Source organism: Terriglobus roseus, from assembly GCF_900105625.1.
In the GTDB taxonomy this organism is placed as follows: domain Bacteria; phylum Acidobacteriota; class Terriglobia; order Terriglobales; family Acidobacteriaceae; genus Terriglobus; species Terriglobus roseus_B.
In genome coordinates, this window is the sequence record NZ_FNSD01000001.1 from 3,314,036 (window position 1) to 3,335,526 (window position 21,491).

Annotated in this window: 18 protein-coding genes; 12 read left to right on the forward strand and 6 right to left on the reverse strand. The window is 60.0% G+C overall.

All coding sequences use genetic code 11. From position 1 onward, the window contains the following. Positions 1 to 87 precede the first annotated feature (87 nt). Complete coding sequence (locus BLW03_RS13670; protein WP_074654576.1) at positions 88 to 729, reverse strand: TetR/AcrR family transcriptional regulator; 642 nt, start codon at positions 727 to 729, stop codon at positions 88 to 90. A 19-nt stretch (positions 730 to 748) separates the two neighbouring features. Next, entirely contained in the window at positions 749 to 1,756 is a 1,008-nt protein-coding gene (locus BLW03_RS13675) for a hypothetical protein (RefSeq protein ID WP_074654577.1), read from the reverse strand. A gap of 141 nt (positions 1,757 to 1,897) precedes the next feature. On the opposite strand from BLW03_RS13675, the gene BLW03_RS13680 reads away from it, so the two are divergent. From BLW03_RS13680 to BLW03_RS13695, 4 genes are all read left to right on the forward strand, one after another. Then, positions 1,898 to 2,248: a hypothetical protein gene (locus BLW03_RS13680; RefSeq protein WP_074654578.1), complete on the forward strand. Its 351-nt coding sequence runs from the start codon at positions 1,898 to 1,900 to the stop codon at positions 2,246 to 2,248. A 161-nt stretch (positions 2,249 to 2,409) separates the two neighbouring features. Then, complete coding sequence (locus tag BLW03_RS13685; RefSeq protein WP_074654579.1) at positions 2,410 to 3,150, forward strand: 3-oxoacyl-ACP reductase family protein; 741 nt, start codon at positions 2,410 to 2,412, stop codon at positions 3,148 to 3,150. 196 nt (positions 3,151 to 3,346) lie between these two features. Next, on the forward strand, positions 3,347 to 6,334 hold the full coding sequence (locus tag BLW03_RS13690; protein WP_074654580.1) for an FG-GAP-like repeat-containing protein: 2,988 nt from the start codon (positions 3,347 to 3,349) through the stop codon (positions 6,332 to 6,334). Between the two features lie 155 nt (positions 6,335 to 6,489). Beyond that, a complete protein-coding gene (locus BLW03_RS13695; protein ID WP_348270847.1) occupies positions 6,490 to 7,038 on the forward strand; it encodes a dihydrofolate reductase family protein in 549 nt (182 codons plus the stop codon). A gap of 352 nt (positions 7,039 to 7,390) precedes the next feature. Here the strand turns inward: BLW03_RS13695 and fabD are convergent, their stop codons facing one another. Next, positions 7,391 to 8,344 (reverse strand): ACP S-malonyltransferase, encoded by a 954-nt coding sequence (fabD, locus tag BLW03_RS13700; RefSeq protein ID WP_074654581.1) that lies wholly within the window; start codon positions 8,342 to 8,344, stop codon positions 7,391 to 7,393. A gap of 108 nt (positions 8,345 to 8,452) precedes the next feature. Next, positions 8,453 to 8,743 carry a hypothetical protein gene (locus BLW03_RS13705; RefSeq protein ID WP_139285206.1) on the reverse strand — a complete coding sequence of 97 codons (291 nt, stop codon included), beginning with the start codon at positions 8,741 to 8,743 and terminating at the stop codon, positions 8,453 to 8,455. 151 nt (positions 8,744 to 8,894) lie between these two features. Here BLW03_RS13705 and BLW03_RS13710 point away from each other — a divergent pair, with 151 nt between their 5' ends. Beyond that, complete coding sequence (locus BLW03_RS13710) at positions 8,895 to 9,611, forward strand: hypothetical protein (RefSeq protein ID WP_074654582.1); 717 nt, start codon at positions 8,895 to 8,897, stop codon at positions 9,609 to 9,611. 250 nt (positions 9,612 to 9,861) lie between these two features. On the opposite strand, the gene BLW03_RS13715 is transcribed toward BLW03_RS13710, so the two are convergent. After that, on the reverse strand, positions 9,862 to 11,256 hold the full coding sequence (locus BLW03_RS13715) for a glycosyltransferase (protein WP_074654583.1): 1,395 nt from the start codon (positions 11,254 to 11,256) through the stop codon (positions 9,862 to 9,864). A 137-nt stretch (positions 11,257 to 11,393) separates the two neighbouring features. Here BLW03_RS13715 and BLW03_RS13720 point away from each other — a divergent pair, with 137 nt between their 5' ends. The 7 genes from BLW03_RS13720 (at position 11,394) to atpC (ending at position 17,973) form a co-directional block, all read left to right on the forward strand. Further along, positions 11,394 to 11,939 (forward strand): F0F1 ATP synthase subunit B family protein, encoded by a 546-nt coding sequence (locus BLW03_RS13720; protein WP_244502092.1) that lies wholly within the window; start codon positions 11,394 to 11,396, stop codon positions 11,937 to 11,939. Between the two features lie 4 nt (positions 11,940 to 11,943). After that, complete coding sequence (locus BLW03_RS13725; RefSeq protein ID WP_074654585.1) at positions 11,944 to 12,678, forward strand: F0F1 ATP synthase subunit B family protein; 735 nt, start codon at positions 11,944 to 11,946, stop codon at positions 12,676 to 12,678. Next, positions 12,678 to 13,217, forward strand: a complete 540-nt coding sequence (atpH, locus tag BLW03_RS13730) for an ATP synthase F1 subunit delta (RefSeq protein ID WP_074654586.1) — start codon at positions 12,678 to 12,680, stop codon at positions 13,215 to 13,217. Before BLW03_RS13725 ends, atpH begins: the two co-directional genes overlap by 1 nt. Before the next feature lie 81 nt (positions 13,218 to 13,298). Then, positions 13,299 to 14,846 (forward strand): F0F1 ATP synthase subunit alpha, encoded by a 1,548-nt coding sequence (gene atpA, locus BLW03_RS13735; protein ID WP_074654587.1) that lies wholly within the window; start codon positions 13,299 to 13,301, stop codon positions 14,844 to 14,846. Between the two features lie 6 nt (positions 14,847 to 14,852). Further along, positions 14,853 to 15,977, forward strand: a complete 1,125-nt coding sequence (locus BLW03_RS13740; protein WP_074654588.1) for a F0F1 ATP synthase subunit gamma — start codon at positions 14,853 to 14,855, stop codon at positions 15,975 to 15,977. 24 nt (positions 15,978 to 16,001) lie between these two features. Beyond that, on the forward strand, positions 16,002 to 17,444 hold the full coding sequence (atpD, locus tag BLW03_RS13745) for a F0F1 ATP synthase subunit beta (protein ID WP_074654589.1): 1,443 nt from the start codon (positions 16,002 to 16,004) through the stop codon (positions 17,442 to 17,444). Between the two features lie 100 nt (positions 17,445 to 17,544). Continuing rightward, positions 17,545 to 17,973: an ATP synthase F1 subunit epsilon gene (gene atpC / locus BLW03_RS13750; RefSeq protein WP_074654590.1), complete on the forward strand. Its 429-nt coding sequence runs from the start codon at positions 17,545 to 17,547 to the stop codon at positions 17,971 to 17,973. 124 nt (positions 17,974 to 18,097) lie between these two features. Here the strand turns inward: atpC and BLW03_RS13755 are convergent, their stop codons facing one another. Further along, complete coding sequence (locus tag BLW03_RS13755) at positions 18,098 to 21,310, reverse strand: TonB-dependent receptor (protein WP_244502093.1); 3,213 nt, start codon at positions 21,308 to 21,310, stop codon at positions 18,098 to 18,100. Between the last annotated feature and the right edge of the window lie 181 nt (positions 21,311 to 21,491).

The following is a 21,491-nucleotide window of genomic DNA, read 5'->3' on the forward strand; positions in this document are numbered from 1 at the left end:
GCATCCCGTCGCTGTACGTCTGGCCGTTTCCATCGATGAATTCTTATCAGTGGAAACGGCCAGCTGGCTTCGCGTCCCGTCATGCATTCAGCGCGTGAGCATGCAATCGAACACACCGGCAATCAGCTTCTTGATCGCCGATTTACTCATCAGTCCCGGGTCGAATTCCGCTTCCAGAAGCAGTGCGGAGAGCATAGGAATCACTGAATGCAAGGCCATCCCCCGGCTCACTGAGCCCTTGCGTTTTCCAGCAGGTCCGAAGATTGCCTCGTAAGCCTCTTCCCGCTCTGCGTTTGCCTGCGGATAAAGCGCTTCAAACGTCTTCTTCGTCTCTGGATGCCGCAGGGTAAACATCTTGAATTCCAGTTGCAGCAGGGCCCACGCACTGTCGTCCGTGAGGCTGACGACGAACCGCCGCATCACCGCGATGTTTTCTTCTGGATCGTCTGTCAGCAACTGCGCAAGGTTCGCCCGGTACTCACAACGGTACTTGACCATCAACGCCAGGAAGATGTCTTCCTTGCTCTTGAAGTGGCCGTAGATCGCGCCCTTCGTCCGACCGGCGAGTTCCGCAATGTCGTTCAGATCCGCGCCTTCATAGCCATCACGAATGAAGATCGTCTTCGCCGCGCTCAGCAGAAGCTCGCGGGTCTCCCGGATGCGGAGCTCCTGCCGGCCAGGCTTAGCCGGCGCCTTCACTTCGGGTTCCAGCAGGGCAGATTTATTCATCGCAGCCTTTCGTCTCTCTTCAAGCCTTCGGAATCTGTGATGCCATCGCCGATTCCGTATCGACTTTTTTGAGTGCCTTTTCGTACTTCTTCACAAGCGTCTTCGCCACATGATCCGCCACGCTGGTGCTCTCTCCCTCACCGCGGACCGTGGTCTTGATCTGCTCCTTAATCTTCACCTTATCGGTTCGGTCGCTCAATTCCGCGTCGAAGACCATTTGGGTCGTTCCAACGAACATGCCCACCGGGCCATACATCGCCCGCTTCACGGAACTACCCTCTTTGAAGCCGCTGATGGAGAGATGCACAGTGTAACGAGGGCAGAGACCTTCCGGCATCTTCTCGCCTTCGCGGTACACCGCATTCAGGCTCTTCGACTTGCGAAAGCGTTCGATCAGGTGCTCGTACAACAGACCCTGATATACGGCAGGCACCTGCGCTCCCCTCCAGTCCGGTTCCGCAACAAAGATGCTGCGGGGTTCCGTCGCTGCATTCTGGCAGTCGAGCGCCATGGATGCGTGCGGCGTCTTCGCCTGGAGCGCGAAATTCTGGAGCGCCGCCGCGGCCAGGTTTGCGCCCATAAAGAACACTGCAGAGTGGTTCCCTCCGCGTGCATCCGTGTAGTCGATGGTCAGCATGTCGATCCGATGATGAGCAACCGCTGCCACCGCGAGGCCGCCATTGTCCGGAATCGCCATGCGCAGGATGCGTCCCGTCATGCCCCACATTTCCACCCGCTGGTTTCCGGAACTGGCAGCGGTAATCCATCCCCTTGGGATAGCCGTGCGCCCGTCCTTGGCCGTGAATGTCAGTTCGTCGGAAGTCAGCGAAAGCGTGCCCTTCTTGTGCGATTTGATGTCGGGCAGGCCGGCGATGTGCTCCACATTGGGCGCGGTCCAGAGGCCCGGTACGGGCGCGGCCACAGCGGTCGGAGCATTCTCGATTGCTTGCGCGGTTTGTGCCTTCAGCGTTCCAGGGATGCAAAGCAAAACAGCGGGCAACAGGGCAAAAAGGCGATTCACAGTCATCAAAGCTCCTCCACTTGCGTGGCAAATATACCGATAGGAATATATCTACCAGTTGGTATATATTTGCACGCAACGCGGCGATTGCCTATACCGTGGCGTCTTTTTTGCAGAAGATTCGCAGAAAGCAGAACGGACCAATCTATGACCAGGTACATCGCGGCCACCGCAATCCTTGCATCACTCGCCATTCCGGCAAACGCCCAGGAGCGATCCATCACCGGGCAGTGGAAGCTCCAGATTGACGTCGCTGGCAACAGCGCAGAGTTCTCCTGCAACATTACCCAGTATGCCGCGACGCTGAAGGGTGTCTGCGCAGAAATCGGTGAATTGCAAGGCTCCGTCAAAGACGGCGTCTACACCTGGGGAACGACTGGTGGTCAGTCCCCGCTCACCTTTACGGGCAAGCTCGACGCGGACAGCAAGCTGGCGGGCAAGGTCGTCGTCGTCTCCTACGGGATCGACGGTGACTTCACTGCCTCACCTGTCAAGTGAGCCCGCAGACGGTTCCAATGCAGCGGCTAAGGTCGTAAGCCGTTCGCGGCAACAGGCGACCAGGCACGAAATCCAGCGGTTGTTACCGAATTTTGCAATGATCATGCGGTCAGGGGCGCTAGGATGGTGCATCTCCACGCAAGCACCTGAGGGGGCAATCGATGGTAAGTCTGACAGGCAAGGCGGCTTTGGTAACAGGTGGCTCCCGAGGGATTGGAGCCGCGATCGTACTGCGGCTGGCGAGTGAGGGGGCCAGCGTGGCATTCACCTACAGCGCATCCAGTGAACAGGCGAATCGTCTCGTCGATCAGGTTGCGAAGGCCGGTGGTAAGGCTGTTGCCATCAAGGCAGACGCGGCGGATCAAGAGGCTGTGCGCGAGGCAGTGCGGCAGACGGCGAAGCACTTCGGCAAGATCGATATCCTGGTCAACAATGCCGGGATCATTGTTCTTGGCTCAATCACGGAGATCCAAGAAGCCGACTTCCAGCGCATCCTGTCCATCAATGTGCACAGTGTCTTCACCGCAACCCAGGAGGCCGTTCACCACATGCCAGACGGTGGGCGCATTCTTCACATCGGCTCCGTGAACAGTGAGCGCATGCCCTTCGTCGGCGGCTCCGTCTACGCACTTACCAAAGGCGCGATCTTCAGTTTCACCAAGGGCCTCGCTCGCGACCTTGGGCCGCGTAACATCACCGTGAATAACATCCAGCCGGGCCCGGTCGACACCGACGCCAACCCCGCAAGCGGCCCGTTCGCAGAGACCATGCTGGGACTGATGGCCCTGAAACGCTACGGGAAAGGCGAAGAAATTGCCGGCCTGGTAAGTTATCTCGCCGGACCCGAGGCGGCCTACATCACCGGCGCGAGCATCCTCATCGACGGCGGCTTCGCGGCATAGTTACCGGTTGACTTTAACAACATCACAGAGCGACCTTCGCCCGCAGCGTCTTCCATTCTGCGCGTACCTCCACAGCGGCCTGTGGCGAGAGGATTCCAGCAATACCGTATTTAGTTACATCAAATCAATTTTCGGCACAATGCGCGACGAGCAATCTTAACCACGCGCAATACCACTTTCGGGTAACATCGCGCTCATGCGCTTGAAGCCCATGCTTTCTCTACTTCCTGCCCTCGGTTTGCCTCTCGCTGCCTCCGCCCAGATTCAGGCCACGACGACCAGCCTCACGCTCTCCTCAGTGAGCAGCGTGCCAGCGGGAACGATGGAGACCATGACAGTTCAGGTCTTCGATTCTCATAACGCAGTCGTGCCGCGGGGAACTGTCGTGTTTTACGACGGCAAGCGCATAGTTGGGCAGTCCAGCATCCTTGAGACCGGCTCCGGTCCGATTGGTTCTGCGGTATTGAAGACCCGACTGGGCATCGGGCCGCACATGCTGCACGCGATGTACTGGGGATTGAGCGGCAGTTATGCACGTAGCACCTCTGCCATCCAGTCGTTGGATGTCACTGGCAAGTTTCCGCTGACGCTCAGCCTGTCCGCGTCGCCGACCGGCAATTCGAATACTCTTTCCGTGACGGCGCAGGCGATCGGCGGTGTCATCCCGGGTGGAACGGTGACCTTCATCGATACGTCCAACGGCAACGCCGTCCTTGGAACGGCGGCACTGAATCCTGGCGGAGCGACCATAGGCTTCACACAGAGTGCCCAGATTAATAGTCCGAATGCGATCGCGGACGTGAACGGCGACGGCTTTGTGGACGTTGTGACGCCGCAGGGAACCTACTACGGAAAAGGAGACGGTACCTTCACACTGGTCAACGTGCCGGTGAACACTTATTCGGCAACGCCGACAGACTTCAACCGCGATGGTCTCGCAGACTTTCTCGCTATTACGTCGCCACCGGCGCCGAAGAACTTGTCTGCGACTGGATCGGTTTACCTGGGCGACGGTACCGGGTCATTTCGGTTGACCGCAACGAACACCCAGAACAGTAGCCTCTATGTGACAGGATATTCAGTTGCGGCGGGCGATCTAAACAATGATGGCATCCCAGACGTACTTGGACTTTTTTCACCAATCCCTTATGAGTTTTTGGGGGAAGCCGACGGGACACTTGCTGCTTCATCTGCTCCAGTACAATCCGCGTACTTCAGTAGTTATGGTGCTCCGATACTGGTGGATTTAAATGGCGACGGGAACCTTGATGTGGTCAACCTGAACACAAACATCAGGCAGATCTCAATTGCGCTTGGAAACGGCGACGGAAGCACGCAGCCGGCAATGGTGTTCCAGCCTGGGAATATACTCACCGGCATCGCCGTTGACGACATGAATCAGGACGGTGTCCCCGATTTGATCGTGGCTGCCTACACGGCCATGCCGACCGGAGGTTTCCGCGGACCCCTTGTTGAGATTGCACTTGGAAAGGGTGACGGCACATTTGGCCCGTTCTCGTTCTCTGCGCCGTATTCCCAGTCAGACAGCCATAACGTAGCCACAGGCGATGTGAACGGCGACGGTTTTCCGGATGTTCTCTTAAACGGCTACCTTCTTTACCCCGGGAAGGGTGACGGCACCGTGGGGCCACCTGTGACCACCTTTAATACGGGCGGCGAAGCCACAAAGCTGGTGGATGTCAATGGAGATGGCCTTGCGGACGTCGTCGCCGGATATGAGGTGGATCTGTCTACGTCCGGCTCCTCTGCGTTCGCCAACCTATCGAACGTGGTGGTTTCCGGGCAGCATCAGGTCGTCGCTGTCTACAGCGGAAGCGGCAATTTCCCGGCCGTTCAATCCGCACCAGTCACCATCAGTGGTGCGGTGACTCCGGGTGGTGGCGGTGTGGACGCTGGTACAGGCTTCTCACCGACCCTTGGGCTGAATCTGAACGGATCCGCGAAGTTGGTCGGGACTGCGCTGCAGCTAACTGATGGTGGCGGGTACGAAGCGGCCTCAGCCTGGAGTGCAGCGCCCGTAAAGACAACCAGTTTTACCTCTGATTTCCATTTCCAGGTAACGGGCGGGGAAGCGGATGGATTTACCTTCGCCATCCAGAACTCCGTTCCTACATCCCTGGGCTCGTTTGGTGGCGAGCTGGGCTACAACTTCGTACCCAACAGCGTCGCGCTGAAGTTCGATCTGTATAGCAACGCTGGCGAGGGAGCGAACACTGTGGGTGTGTATACCGCGGGCAACTCACTGACAGGACCCGGGCTGGTACTGCCTTCGAACGTGTCCCTTCTGGCGGGCCACACCATGCTGGCGCACGTGACGTACGACGGCTATACGTTGAACCTGCTGCTTACCGACACATCGACCGGCGCGAGCGCGACTTATCGGAAAGTGATCGATATCGCAGGAGCAATCGGTTCGAATACTGCCTATGTCGGATTTACGGGAGGTACGGGTGCGCTAAGTTCAACGATCCAGATACTGGACTGGTCTTACAAGCCAGGAACAGTCTCGATTGACTCGGCGGCGCGCTTTGAGAACGTTGGTCTCTCGCTGAATGGAACGGCGAATATTCAAGACGGTACTGTGCTCAACATGACGCAGAACGTGCAAACGGTGCCTACGGCTCAGTACAAGGCAGCATCCGCCTGGACGCCCAGTCCTTTCGATATCACCAGCTTCCACTCGACGTTCACCTTCACCAACAACTCCTTAGGGAATGCGCCTGCGGATGGCTTTACATTTACGCTGCAGCGTTCCGACGCGAGCGCAATTGGTTCCGCCGGTGGTGAGCTTGGATTCAACTTCATTCCGAACAGCGTGGCATTGAAGTTTGATTTCTTTGACAACAATGGGGAAGGTGCAAACACGACCGGACTCTACCCTGCTGGCGTTTCGCTAACGGATCCGACATATTCGGTTCCCACGAGCGTGAACATCCTCAATGCCGTGAATGTGAAGGCAGATATCGCCTACGACGGCACAACCCTCACGCTCGTTCTTACAGACCCACAGAGCGGCGCGACGTCGACCTGGTCCAAGGTGGTCAATCTGCCAGCGATGCTTGGCGGGAGCACAGCCTTTTATGGCTTCACGGCCGGGACCGGCCAACTAACCACCGCGTTGTCCATAGAGAGCTGGAAGCTTGTTGTGGGTAGCGCGCAATAAGCCGGTGTAATAGTTAACGTGGCCCGGTGCGGTAGTAAGCGGTTGTGCTACCGTGCCGGGCAGTCTCATCCACATCCCATCGACCGAATTAGTCGGTCGAGATGTTGCGGCGGGTTCACCTTTTCATTAGCCTTGCCTCGGAAGTTCTATCTGGCTTGGAGGGTCGTAACCTGGCGAAACTCATCTATGCCTTGAATCAGTCGCTGGATGGCTATGTCGACCATGACAGATTTGCACCTCGTCCTGCGCTTTTTCGTCACTTCATCGAGGATGTGCGCGGACTTTCGGGGATGGTATATGGTCGCCGCCTGTATCAGGCCATGCGTTATTGGGATGAAGATCAATCGGATTGGGGCGCGGACGAACGGGAATATGCGGCCGTATGGCGCAGTCAGCCCAAGTGGGTTGTGTCACGATCGCTGGAGTCTGTCGGGCCACATGCGACGCTTGTCACCAGTAACATCGAAGTGCTGATACGAGGACTGAGGTCACAGCTCGTTGGGGACATTGAGGTCGGCGGACCTGACCTGGCTGGGGCCCTTACCGGTCTAGGTCTCATTGATGAATATCGACTCTACCTGCACCCCGTAGTGCTTGGCAGTGGGAAGCCCTTCTTCTCGGGTCCTGTGCCGTCCCTGCGTTTCGTGGCGAAGGAGCAAATTACCGAGGATGTGATTCGCCTGACCTACGCTCCTGCTCCGTAAGCGCCGACGCATCACAACGTGCGGAACAGGTAGGGAGAAACATCCATGGAATGCTCTTCGGCAGGCTTGTGACAACGATCGGCAAGGCTTGCGTCCCTCGCCTTCGGTGAGGGATTTTGTCGCGGTCTTTCAGCCCGCCAGGTCGCGCGCACCCAAAAAACCAGGGCTGCGCCCCGGGCTGGAAAGTCGCGGACTTTCAGTCCGCTGAAGGCAGACCACGCGAACGACTATTGCCCATCCATCTGGCGATGCAGCCTGTCGGGCGGTCGAGACGGTCTCTGTGATTGCGGTCTGGCGGTTGCCGGGCGTCCAAGCGGGCTAGACGGTCGTCGGTACGGTTGTCAGCGCAGACCTAGGTGGTTTTCGATTCGGCCAGTGCCGCCAGCGTCTTCTCGAGGCTTGCGGCGTCTTCCACGTTCAGCATCGTCTGTGCGCGGTCGATCTGGCGCATCAGGCCGCTCAGGACCTTACCCGGGCCGACTTCGACGAAGGTGGTTGCGCCCGCTTCTTTCAGCAGGGCAATGCACTCGACCCAGCGCACGGCGCCGGTTACCTGACGGATCAGGCAGTCGCGGACCTCGGTGCTGCGCGAGACGAAGCGTGCGTCGACGTTGCTGGCAACGGGCATCGTCGGATCGTTAAAGATCACGCGCTCCAGTTCGCTGGCGAGCTTGTCTGCGGCGGGCTCCATCAGCTTGCAGTGGAAGGGAGCGGAGACGGCGAGTGTCACGGCGCGCTTGGCACCGGCCTCCTTGCACAGCTCGCTGGCGCGCGCGACTGCGACGGCGTCGCCGCTGATGACGGTCTGCTCCGGCGCGTTCAGGTTGGCGGGTGCGACGATGCAGTTCATCTCGTCGCTGGCCTGCTGGCACAGTTCGCCGATGCGTGCGGCGTCCAGCCCGAGGATGGCGGCCATGCCCCCTTTGCCCTCAGGCACGGCGTCCTGCATGAACTGGCCACGCGAGCGGACGGTCCGGACTGCATCGGCGAATGAGAAGGTGCCGGCAGCAACGTGCGCGCTGTACTCACCCAGGGAGTGGCCTGCGGCGAAGGAGGCTGTGATGCCGTGTTCGGCCAGCACGCGTGCGGCGGCGACCGAGACGGTCAGGATCGCGGGCTGGGTGTACTCCGTCTGCTTCAGCTGCTCTTCCGGACCGTCGAAGCAAAGCGCTGACAGGCTGTAGCCGAGGGCGTCATCGGCTTCCTCGAAAACTGCCTTGGCGACGGGGAACTTTTCTGCAAGGTCACGGCCCATGCCGACGGTCTGCGAACCCTGTCCGGGGAAGAGGAATGCGATGTTGCTCATGCTTAAAAGTCCTTTTTCATGGGGCTGTTGCGAATGTCTTTGCGGGCGAAGAAAACCCCACCTTGGCGGTGCGAAGGTGGGGTGCCTTGATCCATGGCGTGCGGGCCGTTAGATGCCGACGCCGAACTCGAGATCGGGTGTCTGGTCGCCCGCGTGCGCGTAATAGTCGTACGGCGTGCGGCGCTTGAACTTGTAGCGGACGCGCAGCTCACGACCGGCCAGCAACCCCAGCGTCACAACGCCCAGGCCCCCGGCAACCCATGCGACCGTCACGGCCAACTTGCTGTACCGTTTCCCGGGTATGGCAGCCTCAACGGCAGCGGGAATCTGGGCAATGCTCTCCTGCAACCTGGCTTCCAGGTCGTGCAGCGTGGCGCGTCGTCGGCGAAGCAGCTTCATGCGCATCATCATAGCGCAAGGCGACGGCAGTTGACAGTGACCCAACGGTGACGGCGTGGTGTCTGCTGCTGTCGCGCGCTGGGGATTCCTGTGTCGTGAATCAGCGCTTGCCACACCGCGACCATTGCCCGGATTCTGTGTCCAACCACACATGCGGATCGCTCGTCCTGCCTCGTCTCGCTTCGGTACTGCCCTCGCCGCTGCATTGTTCGTTGCATCCGGTGTGGCGACGGCACGCGCCCAGATGCTGGGACAGCCGCAAGGTCAGCCCGCGCCCCCGCAGATCCAGTCCGGACCTCCCCAGAACGGCAATGTTTATAACGGCAACGACGGCAGCTCCTACGGATCCATGCAGCAGGCAGCGCCCTTGCCGCCACCGCCGGGTCCACCACCGCCTGCGGGCTGGGTACCCACGTTCGATTCGGTGCTGACCAGCGCCGCCTCGCAGACAGCCTTTACGTTTGATCGGAACCTGCTGGGATTGACCGACAGCTTCTTCGCGGGCACGGATGCGGAGACGCGCCGGGTTGTGGCCGGCCTCAACAGCATCTCGGTTCGCACCTTCCACGCACACGACTACGCGCGCTACGACCCGGGTGCGCTGGCTATGATCGACGGGCAATATCGCGCTGCCGGATGGAAGCACCTGGTCAACGCAAATGCGAAGGGCGCGACAACCATCACGGACCTGTGGCTGCACTTTACCGGTGCCAACATCAACGGGGTGACGGTGCTGAATCGCGGCGATCGAAACATGACGGTCATCAACGTGGACTGCACGCTGCGGCCGCTCGATCTGTTGCATCTGGGAGGCCACTTCGGGATTCCGAAGGTGGACGAGAACGCCGTCATGGTGCCGGCTCACTGAGGCGGTTCTCAAAGGTGGAATGGGATTCCGAATTAGGCGGGTGCCGGACATGGATCAGGCCGCGGGAGAGGGGAGTGGAAGTACTTCCCGGGTCTCGCGGCCTGATGGACCCTGGAACGGGTCTAGGTGTGACTTAAGGCTACGCCGGTTCTGCCGCATGGCAAGTGGAAAAGCGCGCTCCGGCGCGGTATGACGCCGACCGGAAGTCCCGGGCCCAAACTGAATCGATTCAAACCGTGACGCGTATCGACTAAAGCAGCTCTTCTATGGCATTTACCGCGATTTTTGTGCCTTCTTCCGCTCGAATCGCTTCGCCGAAGGCGTTTGCCCTGCCCCGCAGTCCCTCATCGCGCAGGAGCCGATGGATGGCGTAGTACGCGTGCCGCCGGGTGTACTTCCGGCGAGGCAATGCAACCGCCACACCCAGCCGCTGCGCGCGGGCAGCATTGTCCGGCTGGTCGAAGTTGAAGGGGACGATCAGCGAAGGGACACCGGCGCGCAGCGCCTCGGCCGTTGTGCCAATGCCGCCCTGGTGAACCACTGCCGACGCAAAGGGAAACAGCGTGCGATAGTCCGCATACGGCACTGTCAGGATGCGGGCACTCTCCAACGCACGCAGGTCGGCGCTGCCGGTAATCATCACGGCACGCAGGTTCAAACGATGCACGGCACCCGCGCTGACATGGAAGAAGTCACCCGCGGCATGCACGGCCGCAGAGCCAAGTGTGAACACCAACGGCATCGGGCCGGCGTTAAGGAACTCGCGCAGACGCTCTGCCGTGCGTTCGCTCGCAAGCGTGTCTGCCGCTGCCGCATCATGTGCCAGCGGCTCATCCACAACAGGAAGATGCTTCCCGTTCTCATGATCGGGAGCACTTGCAGCATGGTGCGCGGTGGTCTGTTCGAAGTAAGCGAAGCCCGTCTGCACCGTGCCTGCGGGCCAGTCTGGCTGTGCCTTCGCGAACCTTGCGGAGAACGTTGCAAGCACGCGATCGGCATGCAGCTTGCCTTCAAAGAGAGCGTTCGCCTTGAAGGGCAGACCCAGCGCTTTCCGCTGCGCGTGCACAGGTCCGGACCATCGACGGAAGGTCATCTTCGCCATTCCCATCAAAGCGCTCTGCGCGAAGCGTGGCAGGAAGTGCAGTGTTCCAAGTCGCGTGAGTGGCGGCAGCACCGAGGGATCGAAGGACGACAGGAACGAGATGGGTGACAGCAATACGGACACCCACTTCAGCCCCGTCTTCTCCGCAACCATTGGCGCTGCAAAGACTACCTCGCCGGCAACCAGCAGATCGGCGCCCTCGCAGATGCGTTCGAGCGCGGTATACATCTCCGGCAGGTGCGGCAGGAACAACGTGCGAAAGAGATAATCCGGCCCGCGAGCCGTATGGAATAACCGCTGAATGATCACCGGATCGACTGGCGAGACATCCAGACCGAACGGTGCGAATTCAAAGCCCAGCGCAGCAATTCGATCCGCGTAGTGCGGCGCGGTAGCGATCACGACTGCATGGCCGCGAGCACGCAACTCCACCGCCAGCGCAAGAAATGGGTGCAGATCGCCAAGCGAGCCGAAGCTGGCGATGACGATGCGCTTGGGCGCGTGCGTTACAGGTTCCTGGGGTCGGGCGGCATCGTCAATCACAGAACCAGTGTGACATCTGCCCGGAATCCTGCGGAAAACGCGGCAAATACATAGAAATTCAATCCGTGTAAAGCCCTGCGAAACAGCGCGTTTCGTTGACCGCACCAGCCGGGATTGGTATAACAAGAGGGTTGCCTGTGTCCCTTTCGCTCCGCCTGTACGCCCCTTCCCCGGGCGTCGTAAAAGGCCTGGAGTTCCTCGGACGAGGCCCACGGTCCATCATGCAAGAGATTCTGAAAACAATTGGCGACCTTGTGCTCGGCTCCGTGCCGACCGTTATCGCCTTCCTGATCCTCCTGGCCGCTTACCAGATCCTGGTTCGCAAGCCGCTGGAAAAGACGCTGGCAGACCGTCATGGTCGCACCGGCGGCGCTATGGATGAAGCTAAGGCTGCCATCGCGTCCGCAGAAGCGAAGACGGCAGAGTATGAGTCAAAGCTGCGCGCAGCCCGCTCGCAGATCTTCGAGTCTCGTACTGCCCGCGCAAAGGCTGCAACCGCGGCACGCGACAAGGCAATTGCCGATGCTCGCGAAGCTGCTCAGCACCGCATCACGGTGGCACGCGAATCGGTCGAGCGCTCCGGCGCAGAAGCGAAGGCGCAGCTGGAAGCTGGTGCAGCATCGCTTTCGCAGAGTGTGTTGGCAGCAATCCTGCCGCATCGCTCAGGAATGGGAGCGGTCTAAGCGCATGAAGATTGCCCTCAAGATGAAGTTTGTGTCCGCTGTACTGCTGGCTTTTGCGCTGGCAACCACCACGCCGAAGGTTCGCGCCCAGGCTCAGCCTGCATCGGACCGTCAGGCCGCGTCGACGTCGACTGCTTCCGGGCAAACGTCCGAGCCAGAGGCTAACGACAAGGATTCGAAGAAGGAAGCTGAGGGAGGCGAAGAGGCCTTCCGTAAGTCGCCTTCGGTGATCAAGCTCGGCGGCATGCTTGGCATGAATCCCGGGACCGCTTCGGCTGTCTTCGAGTGGTTTAACGCACTCGTACTGTTTGCTGCCGTGGGTTACGGTCTGGCGAAGATGCTGCCCAAGGCCTTCCGCGCGCGCACCGAGGGCATCCAGAAGAACATCGTGGAAGCTCGCGTTGCGACCGAAGAAGCGCGTGCGCGTCTGTCCGCTGTCGAGGCTCGCCTTGGCAAGCTGGATGGCGAAATCGCCGCTCTGCGCTCTGAGAATGATAAGGCCGCTGCGGAAGAAGAAGCTCACATCCACGCCACCATCGAAGAAGAGAAGCAGCGTATCCTCCAGGCGGCCGAGCAGGAAATCGCCGCGGCTTCCGCAGCCGCACAGCGTGATCTGCGTGCGTATGCCGCGGGGATCGCAGTGGATCGTGCAGCCGCACAGTTGAACATTACGCCTGAAGATGACCGCGTCCTGATCGCGAACTTCGCGGGCAAGCTCACGGAAGGGAGCCGTAACTAATGGCCGCCTTTGAGCTTCGCTACGCACGCGCCTTCCAGCAGGTCACCGCTGCGCAAGGCATGAACCTTGACGCGGTACGCTCGCAGCTCGAGGATTTTGCTGCGACCTTCGATGCGAGCCACAATCTTCGCGAGTTTCTTCTGAATCCGGCATTGCCGCAGGCAGACAAGCTGAAGGTGCTGGATGCCGTTGCGGCACGCGTTGGCCTGGATAAGACAGTTCGCAACTTCATCGCGGTCCTGATGGACCACGGCCGCATGCACTTTCTGCGGGAGATTGCCGCGGAGTACAGCGCGCTCGCCGATGAGGCAAATAGCATCGCTGAAGTCGAGATCACCAGCGCCAAGCCGCTGCAGAGCGATGAGCGCAACCTGCTTGAGAGCAAGGCATCCGAACTGGCTGGCGGCAAAGTGCGCGTCACCTGGGCTGAGGATGCGGCGCTCCTGGGTGGCGCAGTGATTCGCCTTGGTTCGAGCGTCTACGACGGATCGGTGCGAGGACAATTGCAGGGCTTGAAAGCGCACCTGGCCGGCGTATAACGCGCAGCCCGGATAAGTTTGCAGTAACGAAAATTTGGCAAGGCGCTGCGGTTGCGGCGCATACAGACGGAAAAGGGACACATGGCACAGCTCAAGGCAGACGAGATCACAGAACTGCTTCGTCAGCAGATCGAGAATTACGAGACCAAGATTGCAGTCGACGAGGTTGGCACCATCATCTCGCTCGGCGACGGTATCGCACGTATCCACGGCCTGGACAAGGTCATGGCCGGCGAACTGATCGAGTTCCCCCAGGGGATCAGCGGCCTCGCCATGAACCTGGATGAAGATCAGGTCGGCGCCGTTCTGCTGGGCGACTACACCCAGATCAGCGAAGGCGACACCGTCAAGCGCACCGGCAAGATCATGTCCGTGCCCGTCGGTCCCGCGATGATCGGTCGCGTGGTCAACGCCCTCGGTCAGCCCATCGACGACAAGGGACCCATCGTTACCGAGTTCTCCTCGCCCGTTGAGCGTCTCGCTCCCGGCGTCATCGACCGTAAGTCGGTCACGGAGCCCATGGCGACTGGCATCAAGGCCATCGACACCATGATCCCGATCGGCCGTGGACAGCGTGAACTGCTGATCGGCGATCGTCAGACCGGTAAGACCGCCATCGCGCTCGACACCATCATCAACTCAGCGAAGAACGACCTGATCTGCATCTACTGCGCAGTCGGTCAGAAGCGCTCGTCCGTTGCACAGATCGTGCAGACGCTGGAGCAGTACGGCGCCATGGCGTACACCATTGTCGTTGCCGCGACAGCATCGGAGCCGGCTCCGATGTCGTACATCGCTCCCTACGCAGCAACCGCGATGGGCGAGTACTTCCGTGACAACGGCAAGCACGCACTGATCATCTATGACGATCTGTCGAAGCACGCTGCGGCATACCGTGAAATCTCGCTGCTGCTCCGCCGTCCCCCGGGTCGTGAGGCGTACCCCGGCGATGTGTTCTATCTCCACTCGCGTCTGCTCGAGCGCTCCTCGAAGGTCTCCGATAAGCTTGGTGGCGGTTCGCTCACGGCTCTGCCCATCATCGAGACGCAGGCTGGCGACGTTTCCGCATACATTCCGACCAACGTGATCTCCATCACGGACGGCCAGATCTTCGTGGAAACCGATCTCTTCAACTCGGGCATCCGCCCTGCCGTAAACGTCGGCCTGTCGGTTTCGCGTGTAGGCTTCGCAGCCGCCATGAAGGCGACCAAGCAGGTGGGTGCAACACTGAAGCTGGATCTCGCACAGTACCGCGAACTCGCAGCCTTCGCACAGTTCGGTTCGGACCTGGATCCCGCCACGCAGAAGCAACTCAACCGCGGTTCGCGTCTGGTTGAGATCCTGAAGCAGCCACAGTTCCAGCCGCTGACCGCAGCACAGCAGGTGTCCATCGTCTTCGCCGGTACCAAGGGCCTGCTCGACGACATCGATGTGAAGCAGGTACAGGCGTTCGAGACTGGCTTCCACCAGTACATGGGCACGACCGGCAAGCAGATTCTGGATGACATCATGAGCAAGAAGGCGCTCGACGATGACATCACCAAGCGCCTGACGGATGCCATCAACGATTACAAGTCCAGCTTCAAGGCTGGTCTGAACGAGAAGCAGCCGGCTTTGGCAACGGCGTAGGGTTCCATGGCAAACGTACTGGATCTCAAGCGGCGCATTCGCTCCGTTAAAAATACGCGGCAGATCACGAAGGCCATGAAGATGGTGTCGGCGGCGAAGCTGCGTCGTGCGCAGGAGCGCGCGATGCAGGCTCGGCCGTACGCCCAGATGCTGGCCAATGTTCTGCAGTCCCTCGTTCGCCGCGCCGACCTTTACGGCGAGGACGGCGCCGATGTGATGCATCCGCTGCTCGTCGAGCGTGAAGAGAAGAACGTACTCGTTCTTGTCATCGCTGGCGACAAGGGCTTCGCGGGCGCGTTCAACTCCAATATTGGCAAGGCTGCGCAGAAGTTCATCGACTACCGCCGCGCACCGAAGACGCCGACCGAAGACAGCCCTATGCCGGGCGAACAGAATATCGACGTCGAAACGGTTGGCCGAAAGTCGCGTGACATGTTCAAGCGTCGTTACCCCGACGCTACCTGGAAGCATGTGGATGAGGAGTACGACAACGGCCTGTCGCACCACGTGGAAGATATCCGCGAGCGCAAGCAGCCCATCGAGTTGACGCATGACCTGTCCGCTCTGCTCGGCAAGCTCAGCTTCGTCGATGTCGATAAGGCTGCACACTCGATCATCGATCGCTACGAACGCGGCGAGATCGATTCGGTCTATATCGTCTACAACGAGTTCAAGAGCGTCATCGCGCAGCGTGTCGTGGTCGAAAAGCTGCTGCCGATCCGCAAGCTTGGATCGCCGGAGATCACGGTTTCGGAAGAGATGACGGAAGAGCAGAAGGAAGCGGCGGCCCATGCCGCAGCGACCGCCGGTGTTTCCATCAATACTCCGGAAGAGTCCGAGATGGAGCAGGAAGCAAAGAAGTTCGGTACGGCTGATGTGGACTACCTGTACGACCAGGATCCGAGCCGCCTCTTCCGCCACCTGCTGCCGCGCTATGTCACCACGCAGATCTATCACGCGCTGCTGGAGTCGGTTGCATCGGAGCACGCCAGCCGTATGACCGCCATGGACGCTGCAAGCAGCAACGCCAGCGACATGATCGACAAGCTGACGCTGACCATGAACCGCGTGCGCCAGGCAGCCATCACCACGGAAATTATCGAGATCGTTTCAGGAGCCGCGGCGCTTTAATCGCGCGCTGGCAAGAGAGAACTTATGGCAGAGAACATCGGTAAAGTAATTCAGATCAGCGGCCCGGCCGTTGACATTCAGTTCGACGAGAAGCACATGCCGCCGATCTATTCGGCGCTGCGCATCACGTCGGAAGGCTTCGACATTCCGAACCCCTTGTCCGTCATCGTTGAGGTGCAGCAGCACCTTGGCGAAGGCCGCGTCCGCACCGTCGCGATGGAAGCGACGGAGGGCATGGTCCGCGGCATGAAGGTCGTCGATACCGGCGCACCGATCATGGTTCCCGTGGGTCGCGAGACGCTGGGCCGTGTGCTCAACGTTATCGGCGAGCCTGTCGACAACCTGGGACCCGTTCAGACCGACAAGCGCATGCCCATCCACCGGCAGGCTCCCGCGTTTGACGAGCAGTCGACCAGCGAAGAGATGTTCGAGACCGGCATCAAGGTCGTCGACCTCATCCAGCCCTTCCTTAAGGGCGGCAAGATCGGTTTGTTCGGCGGCGCCGGCGTGGGCAAGACGGTTCTGATCCAGGAATTGATCAACAACGTCGCCATGCAGCACGGTGGTTACTCGGTGTTCGCCGGCGTCGGTGAGCGCACCCGTGAAGGAAACGATCTCTGGGTCGAGTTCCAGGAGTCGGGCGTTATTGACCCGAATGACTGGCGCAAGTCCAAGGCCGCGCTGATCTACGGCCAGATGACCGAGCCGCCAGGAGCGCGTCTGCGCGTGGCGCTGACCGGCCTCACCATCGCGGAGCACTTCCGTGATGAAGAGGGCGCCGATACGCTGCTGTTCATCGACAACATCTTCCGCTTCACGCAGGCGGGTTCTGAGGTCTCCACGCTGCTTGGCCGTATGCCTTCCGCCGTGGGATACCAGCCCAACCTTGCTTCGGAAATGGGTCAGCTGCAGGAGCGCATTACGTCCACGAAGAAGGGCTCTGTCACCTCGGTACAGGCCATCTACGTCCCGGCCGACGATCTTACCGATCCCGCCCCGGCAACGACGTTTGCCCACCTGGACGCAACCACCGTTCTGAACCGCGCACTGACGGAAATCGGTATCTACCCCGCTGTCGATCCGCTGGCATCCACGTCGCGCATCCTTTCGCCCCGCATTGTGGGTGAGGAGCACTACAACGTCGCCCAGCAGGTGAAGGGAATTCTGCAGCGCTACAAGGATCTGCAGGACATCATCGCCATCCTCGGTATCGACGAGCTTTCGGAAGAGGACAAGCTCACCGTCAGCCGCGCCCGTAAGGTGCAGCGCTTCCTGTCGCAGCCCTTCCACGTCGCGGAAGTCTTCACCGGCAACCCCGGCAAGTACGTCAAGGTTGCGGACACGGTGCGCTCCTTCAAGGAGATCATCGAAGGCAAGCACGACGATATCCCGGAGCAGGCCTTCTACATGAAGGGTGGCATCGAGGAAGTTCTGGAAGCTGCCGCGAAGATGAAGGCAAACGCGTAAAGCCGTTCTTCACGTTCCTCTCGTTGTGCGTTGCTCCTGAACAAGGGAGTCGGCAATGGGAGGAACGCGAGCAACGAGGTAACGAGAACAACGAGACACCATGGCAGACGAAACAAGCACACACGGCCAGCTCGCAGTCCGCATCGTCACGCCGGACCGCGTCCTGGTGGATACCACGGCTGACGCGATTGAACTGCCGGCGATCTCCGGTTACATGGAGGCGCTGTACGGCGCCGCACCTCTGCTGGCCGAACTGGGCGCAGGTGAGGTCAAGCTGCACGGCGGCAAGTCTGGCGATGCGAAGTTCTTCGTCGCATGGGGCTTTGTTGAAGTCCTGCCGGAGCGCGTGACCGTCCTCGCTGAGACAGCGCTGAAGCCCACCGAGATTGATCCGTCGCAGGCGCAGCATGAGCTGGAAGCGGCCAACAAGGACTGGAACGAAGCCGGCGACGACGCAGAGAAGTACGACTACGCCCGCGCTGAAATCCGCGTGGCCGAAGAGAAGATCCAGGCTTCAAAGGATCGATAACGGGAATCATCAGTACAAAAGGGGTGCCCATGATGGGCACCCCTTTTGCTGCTCGTTATAGCTTGGATGCAAATGCTCTCCTACCCTTTTGGGGTGTGAGCGCATTTGTCTTGCTGGTTGCCTGTTAGAAGGTGACCTTGAGACCACCCTGCATCACGCGGGGTCGGATCGGGCCAGTTGCGGTGATGCGGCCATAGTTGCCGCTCGAAGGATTGTTATCGGGAACGGCATAGTTGGTGTGATTGAAGACGTTGAACAGCTCCCAACGGAATTGCACATGGAAGCGGTCAGCGGCTGTCCAATTCTTCATCACTGCTGCGTCGCTGTAGTTAATGCCAGGGCCCTGCAGGATATTGCGACCGGAGTTACCGAAGGTTCCCACGGCGTTGGGATTGAATGCGGCTGTCGTGAAGTAGTTGTTCAGCCACTGCTGCTTGCTGCCCTGATGTGTTTGCAGGACGACGCTGTTGAAGCGGTCGGCGCGATCGCCGTAGATAAGCGCGCCGGAGTTGTTATTGCCATTGCCGCCGGCAATGCTGAAGGGACGGCCTGACTGCAGGGTGTAGATGGCACTGATCTCCCACTCGCCTAACGTACCGCGGACAAGGGCATTGCGATGCCGAAGTGCGGGGGTGGTGTACACGGCGTTCGTGACGGATACCAGCGGGAAGTTCAGGTCAGAGTTGCCACGGTTAAATCGCAGATCGTACGGGTTCGCAATGCCGTTGCCGGTGAAGGAAGCATTGCCGCTGGCGGAGATGTCGATGTTCTTCGACCAGGTAAAGCTGGACTGCACCTGGAAGCCATGGGAGAAGCGCTTCTCGAACTGCGCCTGCAGGGAGTTGTAGCTGGCAGTGCCGTTGCTGTTGATCGTCAGGATCTGGCCGAAGTTCGTCAGGGCGCGTGTGCCCCGAACCGCAGTGGCAATCTGTCCAGGGTTGGCATCGATGATCAATGTCTGGTGGTAGCTCTGGCTGCCTACATAGGCCAGGTGGAAGACGATGTCGTTGCTGAGTTGCTGTTCCAGGGAGACATTCCAGCTCTGCGTCATGCCGAGTTTAAAGCCCGGCCGGAAGGCTGCGGGAACAGTAGTCTGCGCGGGAAAGGTGGAGTTTGCTGCGGGTGCGATGCCGGAATATGCAAACGGCGGAAACGGACTGACTCCGCCTGTTGAGGCAAAACCTGCCCAGGGATTTGAGAAGTTGATCGGACTGCTGGCGCTACCATTGAGCGTGTACGTGGGGCTGAACGGGGTCACGTCTGCCACATGGTTGTAAGCCGAGTAGGGCAGCGGCGCCGTGAACATGCCGAAACCTGCGCGGAACGCCGTCCTGGAAGACGCCTGGTACGCGATGGCCACGCGCGGTTCAAAGTAGCCGTAGCTGTTCGTCGCAAGACTGTTCGGGACGCCACTATCGCCGGGAAATACCAGGCCAATGGGTGCATTGGGAAATGTCGTGCTCTTCTGACCGGGGTTCCAAACCGCACCCCGACCGTCCTTGGAAGCCGGAGCAAGATTCGGATCCCAACGCAGACCGGCTGTCACCGTGACATTGGGCCGGAGCTTGAACTGATCCTGCGCATAGACGCCCAGCAGGTTGCCGCTGACGTCTGCAATCTCGCCCGCACCCTGCGTGTAGGTGCTTACGTCGCCCAACAGGAAGTCGGCCAGTCCAAAGCCAGTGTAGGAGCCGTTGAAGCTGACAATGGGAGCAGCAGGGTAGAACGTCTCCTCACGTGCGCGCTGGTGCCATAGGTCCGCACCGAAGGAGACCGTGTGATTTCCCAGGATCTTGGTCACAGAATCCGAGAAGCCCCACGAACGGCGCATCTCACCGGTGTATTCCGAGTAGGGCGTGCTGAAACCAGCATTCGCATTCAGTCCCTCGGAGTAGCAGGCTCCGGTGGGATCGACGACATTGATGTACTTCGACAGGCAGAAGGCATTTCCATTGCTGTCAAGCTGCGTGCCGGCGTTGTAGACATGCTGCTGGTTCCAGAAAATCGACAGCGCATTCACAAGGGAGGAGCTGATCGTCCAGGTGTGGTTCAGTACTTCATTGAAGTACTTGCCCTGCTTGCCCGGCGTGATTGCCAGGATGTTACCAGGCAGCGCGGCCTCTCCGCGGTTGTAGTACAGGATGAAGCTGCGCAGTGTCAGGCGGTTCTTGTCATTGGGCGTGAAGTCAATGCGGCCGGTGCCTTCGTCATACTTCTCGACTGACTTCGGAATCGTGTAATACACAAGGCCGCTGGCAGGGTCCTGGCCCAACGGCAGGGCAGTGCGCGCAATGCGGACCGCAGCCGCGTTGAAGAGTGCTGGATTCACCCGGTTATTCACGAATGGACCGCCGAGAGCCTTGGGATATGCAGAGAAATCACCACTGAGCATCGCTGCAGTCGGGGTGCTTGTGCTGTTCGCGGTGGAGGTGGTGGACTGACGCGTGCCCTGATAGTTGCCGAAGAAGAAGAGGCGATCCTTCTTCACGGGGCCACCGAGGAATCCGCCAAACTGATTACGCTTCAGGGGATCGACCGCATGCGAAAAGTAGTCTGCGGAGTTCAGTGCGCTGTTGCGAAGGAACTCGAAAGCGCCGCCGTGGAATGCATTGCTACCGCTCTTCGTCTGAATGGAGACCACCGCACCGGGGGAGAAGCCATAATGTGCGTCGAAGTTATTGGAGATGACACGGAACTCGCCTGTCGCGTCTGCATTCGGTGACGGTGCAGCCAGTGCCATGTACGTGTCCATGTTGGGCACACCATCCAGCAGGTACAGCGTGCTGCCCTGGCGACCGCCGCCGGCGCTGGCGCCGCTCTCGTTCGGGAAGGTGGTTTCGCCCTGCAGGGTGCCAGCGCCAGTGTTAATCACGTTGATGGTGCCGGGCGATAGGAGAACCAGGCTGGAGGGATCGCGTCCGTTCAGCGGGAGTTCGCGAATCGCCTGCTCGCCCACGGTGTTGCTCACTTCGGCATTGGTCGTGTTGAGGAGTGCGGCGCCTGCTGTTACGTTCACCGTCTCATTCGAGCTGCCGATCTGCAGCGTGATGTTCAGTGTGGCCTGCTGGCTTACGGTCAGCAGAATGCCGGTCTGCTGGAATTTCTGGAAGCCCTCAACCTGCGCGCTTACGGTGTAGCGACCGGGAGGCACACTGGGGAAACTGTAGGTGCCGGAGCCGCTGGTGACAGCATTCAGCGACAGGTTGGTATCGAGGTTGGTGGCGACGACGTGCGCGTTTGGAACGCCGGCGCCGCTTGGATCGGCAATCGTGCCGTTCAGGACGGCGCTGCCTCCCTGCGCGTACAGGCTCAGCGCAAACAGTGGAACGAGCAACATGCAAACGAGTAGTCGCAGGAGTCCGGGGGATTTCGTCATGGGGCCTCGTGAATGGTCGGTGCCGGTTCGGTCTTGCTGCGCGCGCTCTCGGCACACGTCAGACCGTTCATGGTGAGCAGGCGCTTCTCGCTGGTAACTTCCTGAGCGCGTGCAAGTAATGTGCCGGAAAGCCTAACGAGGC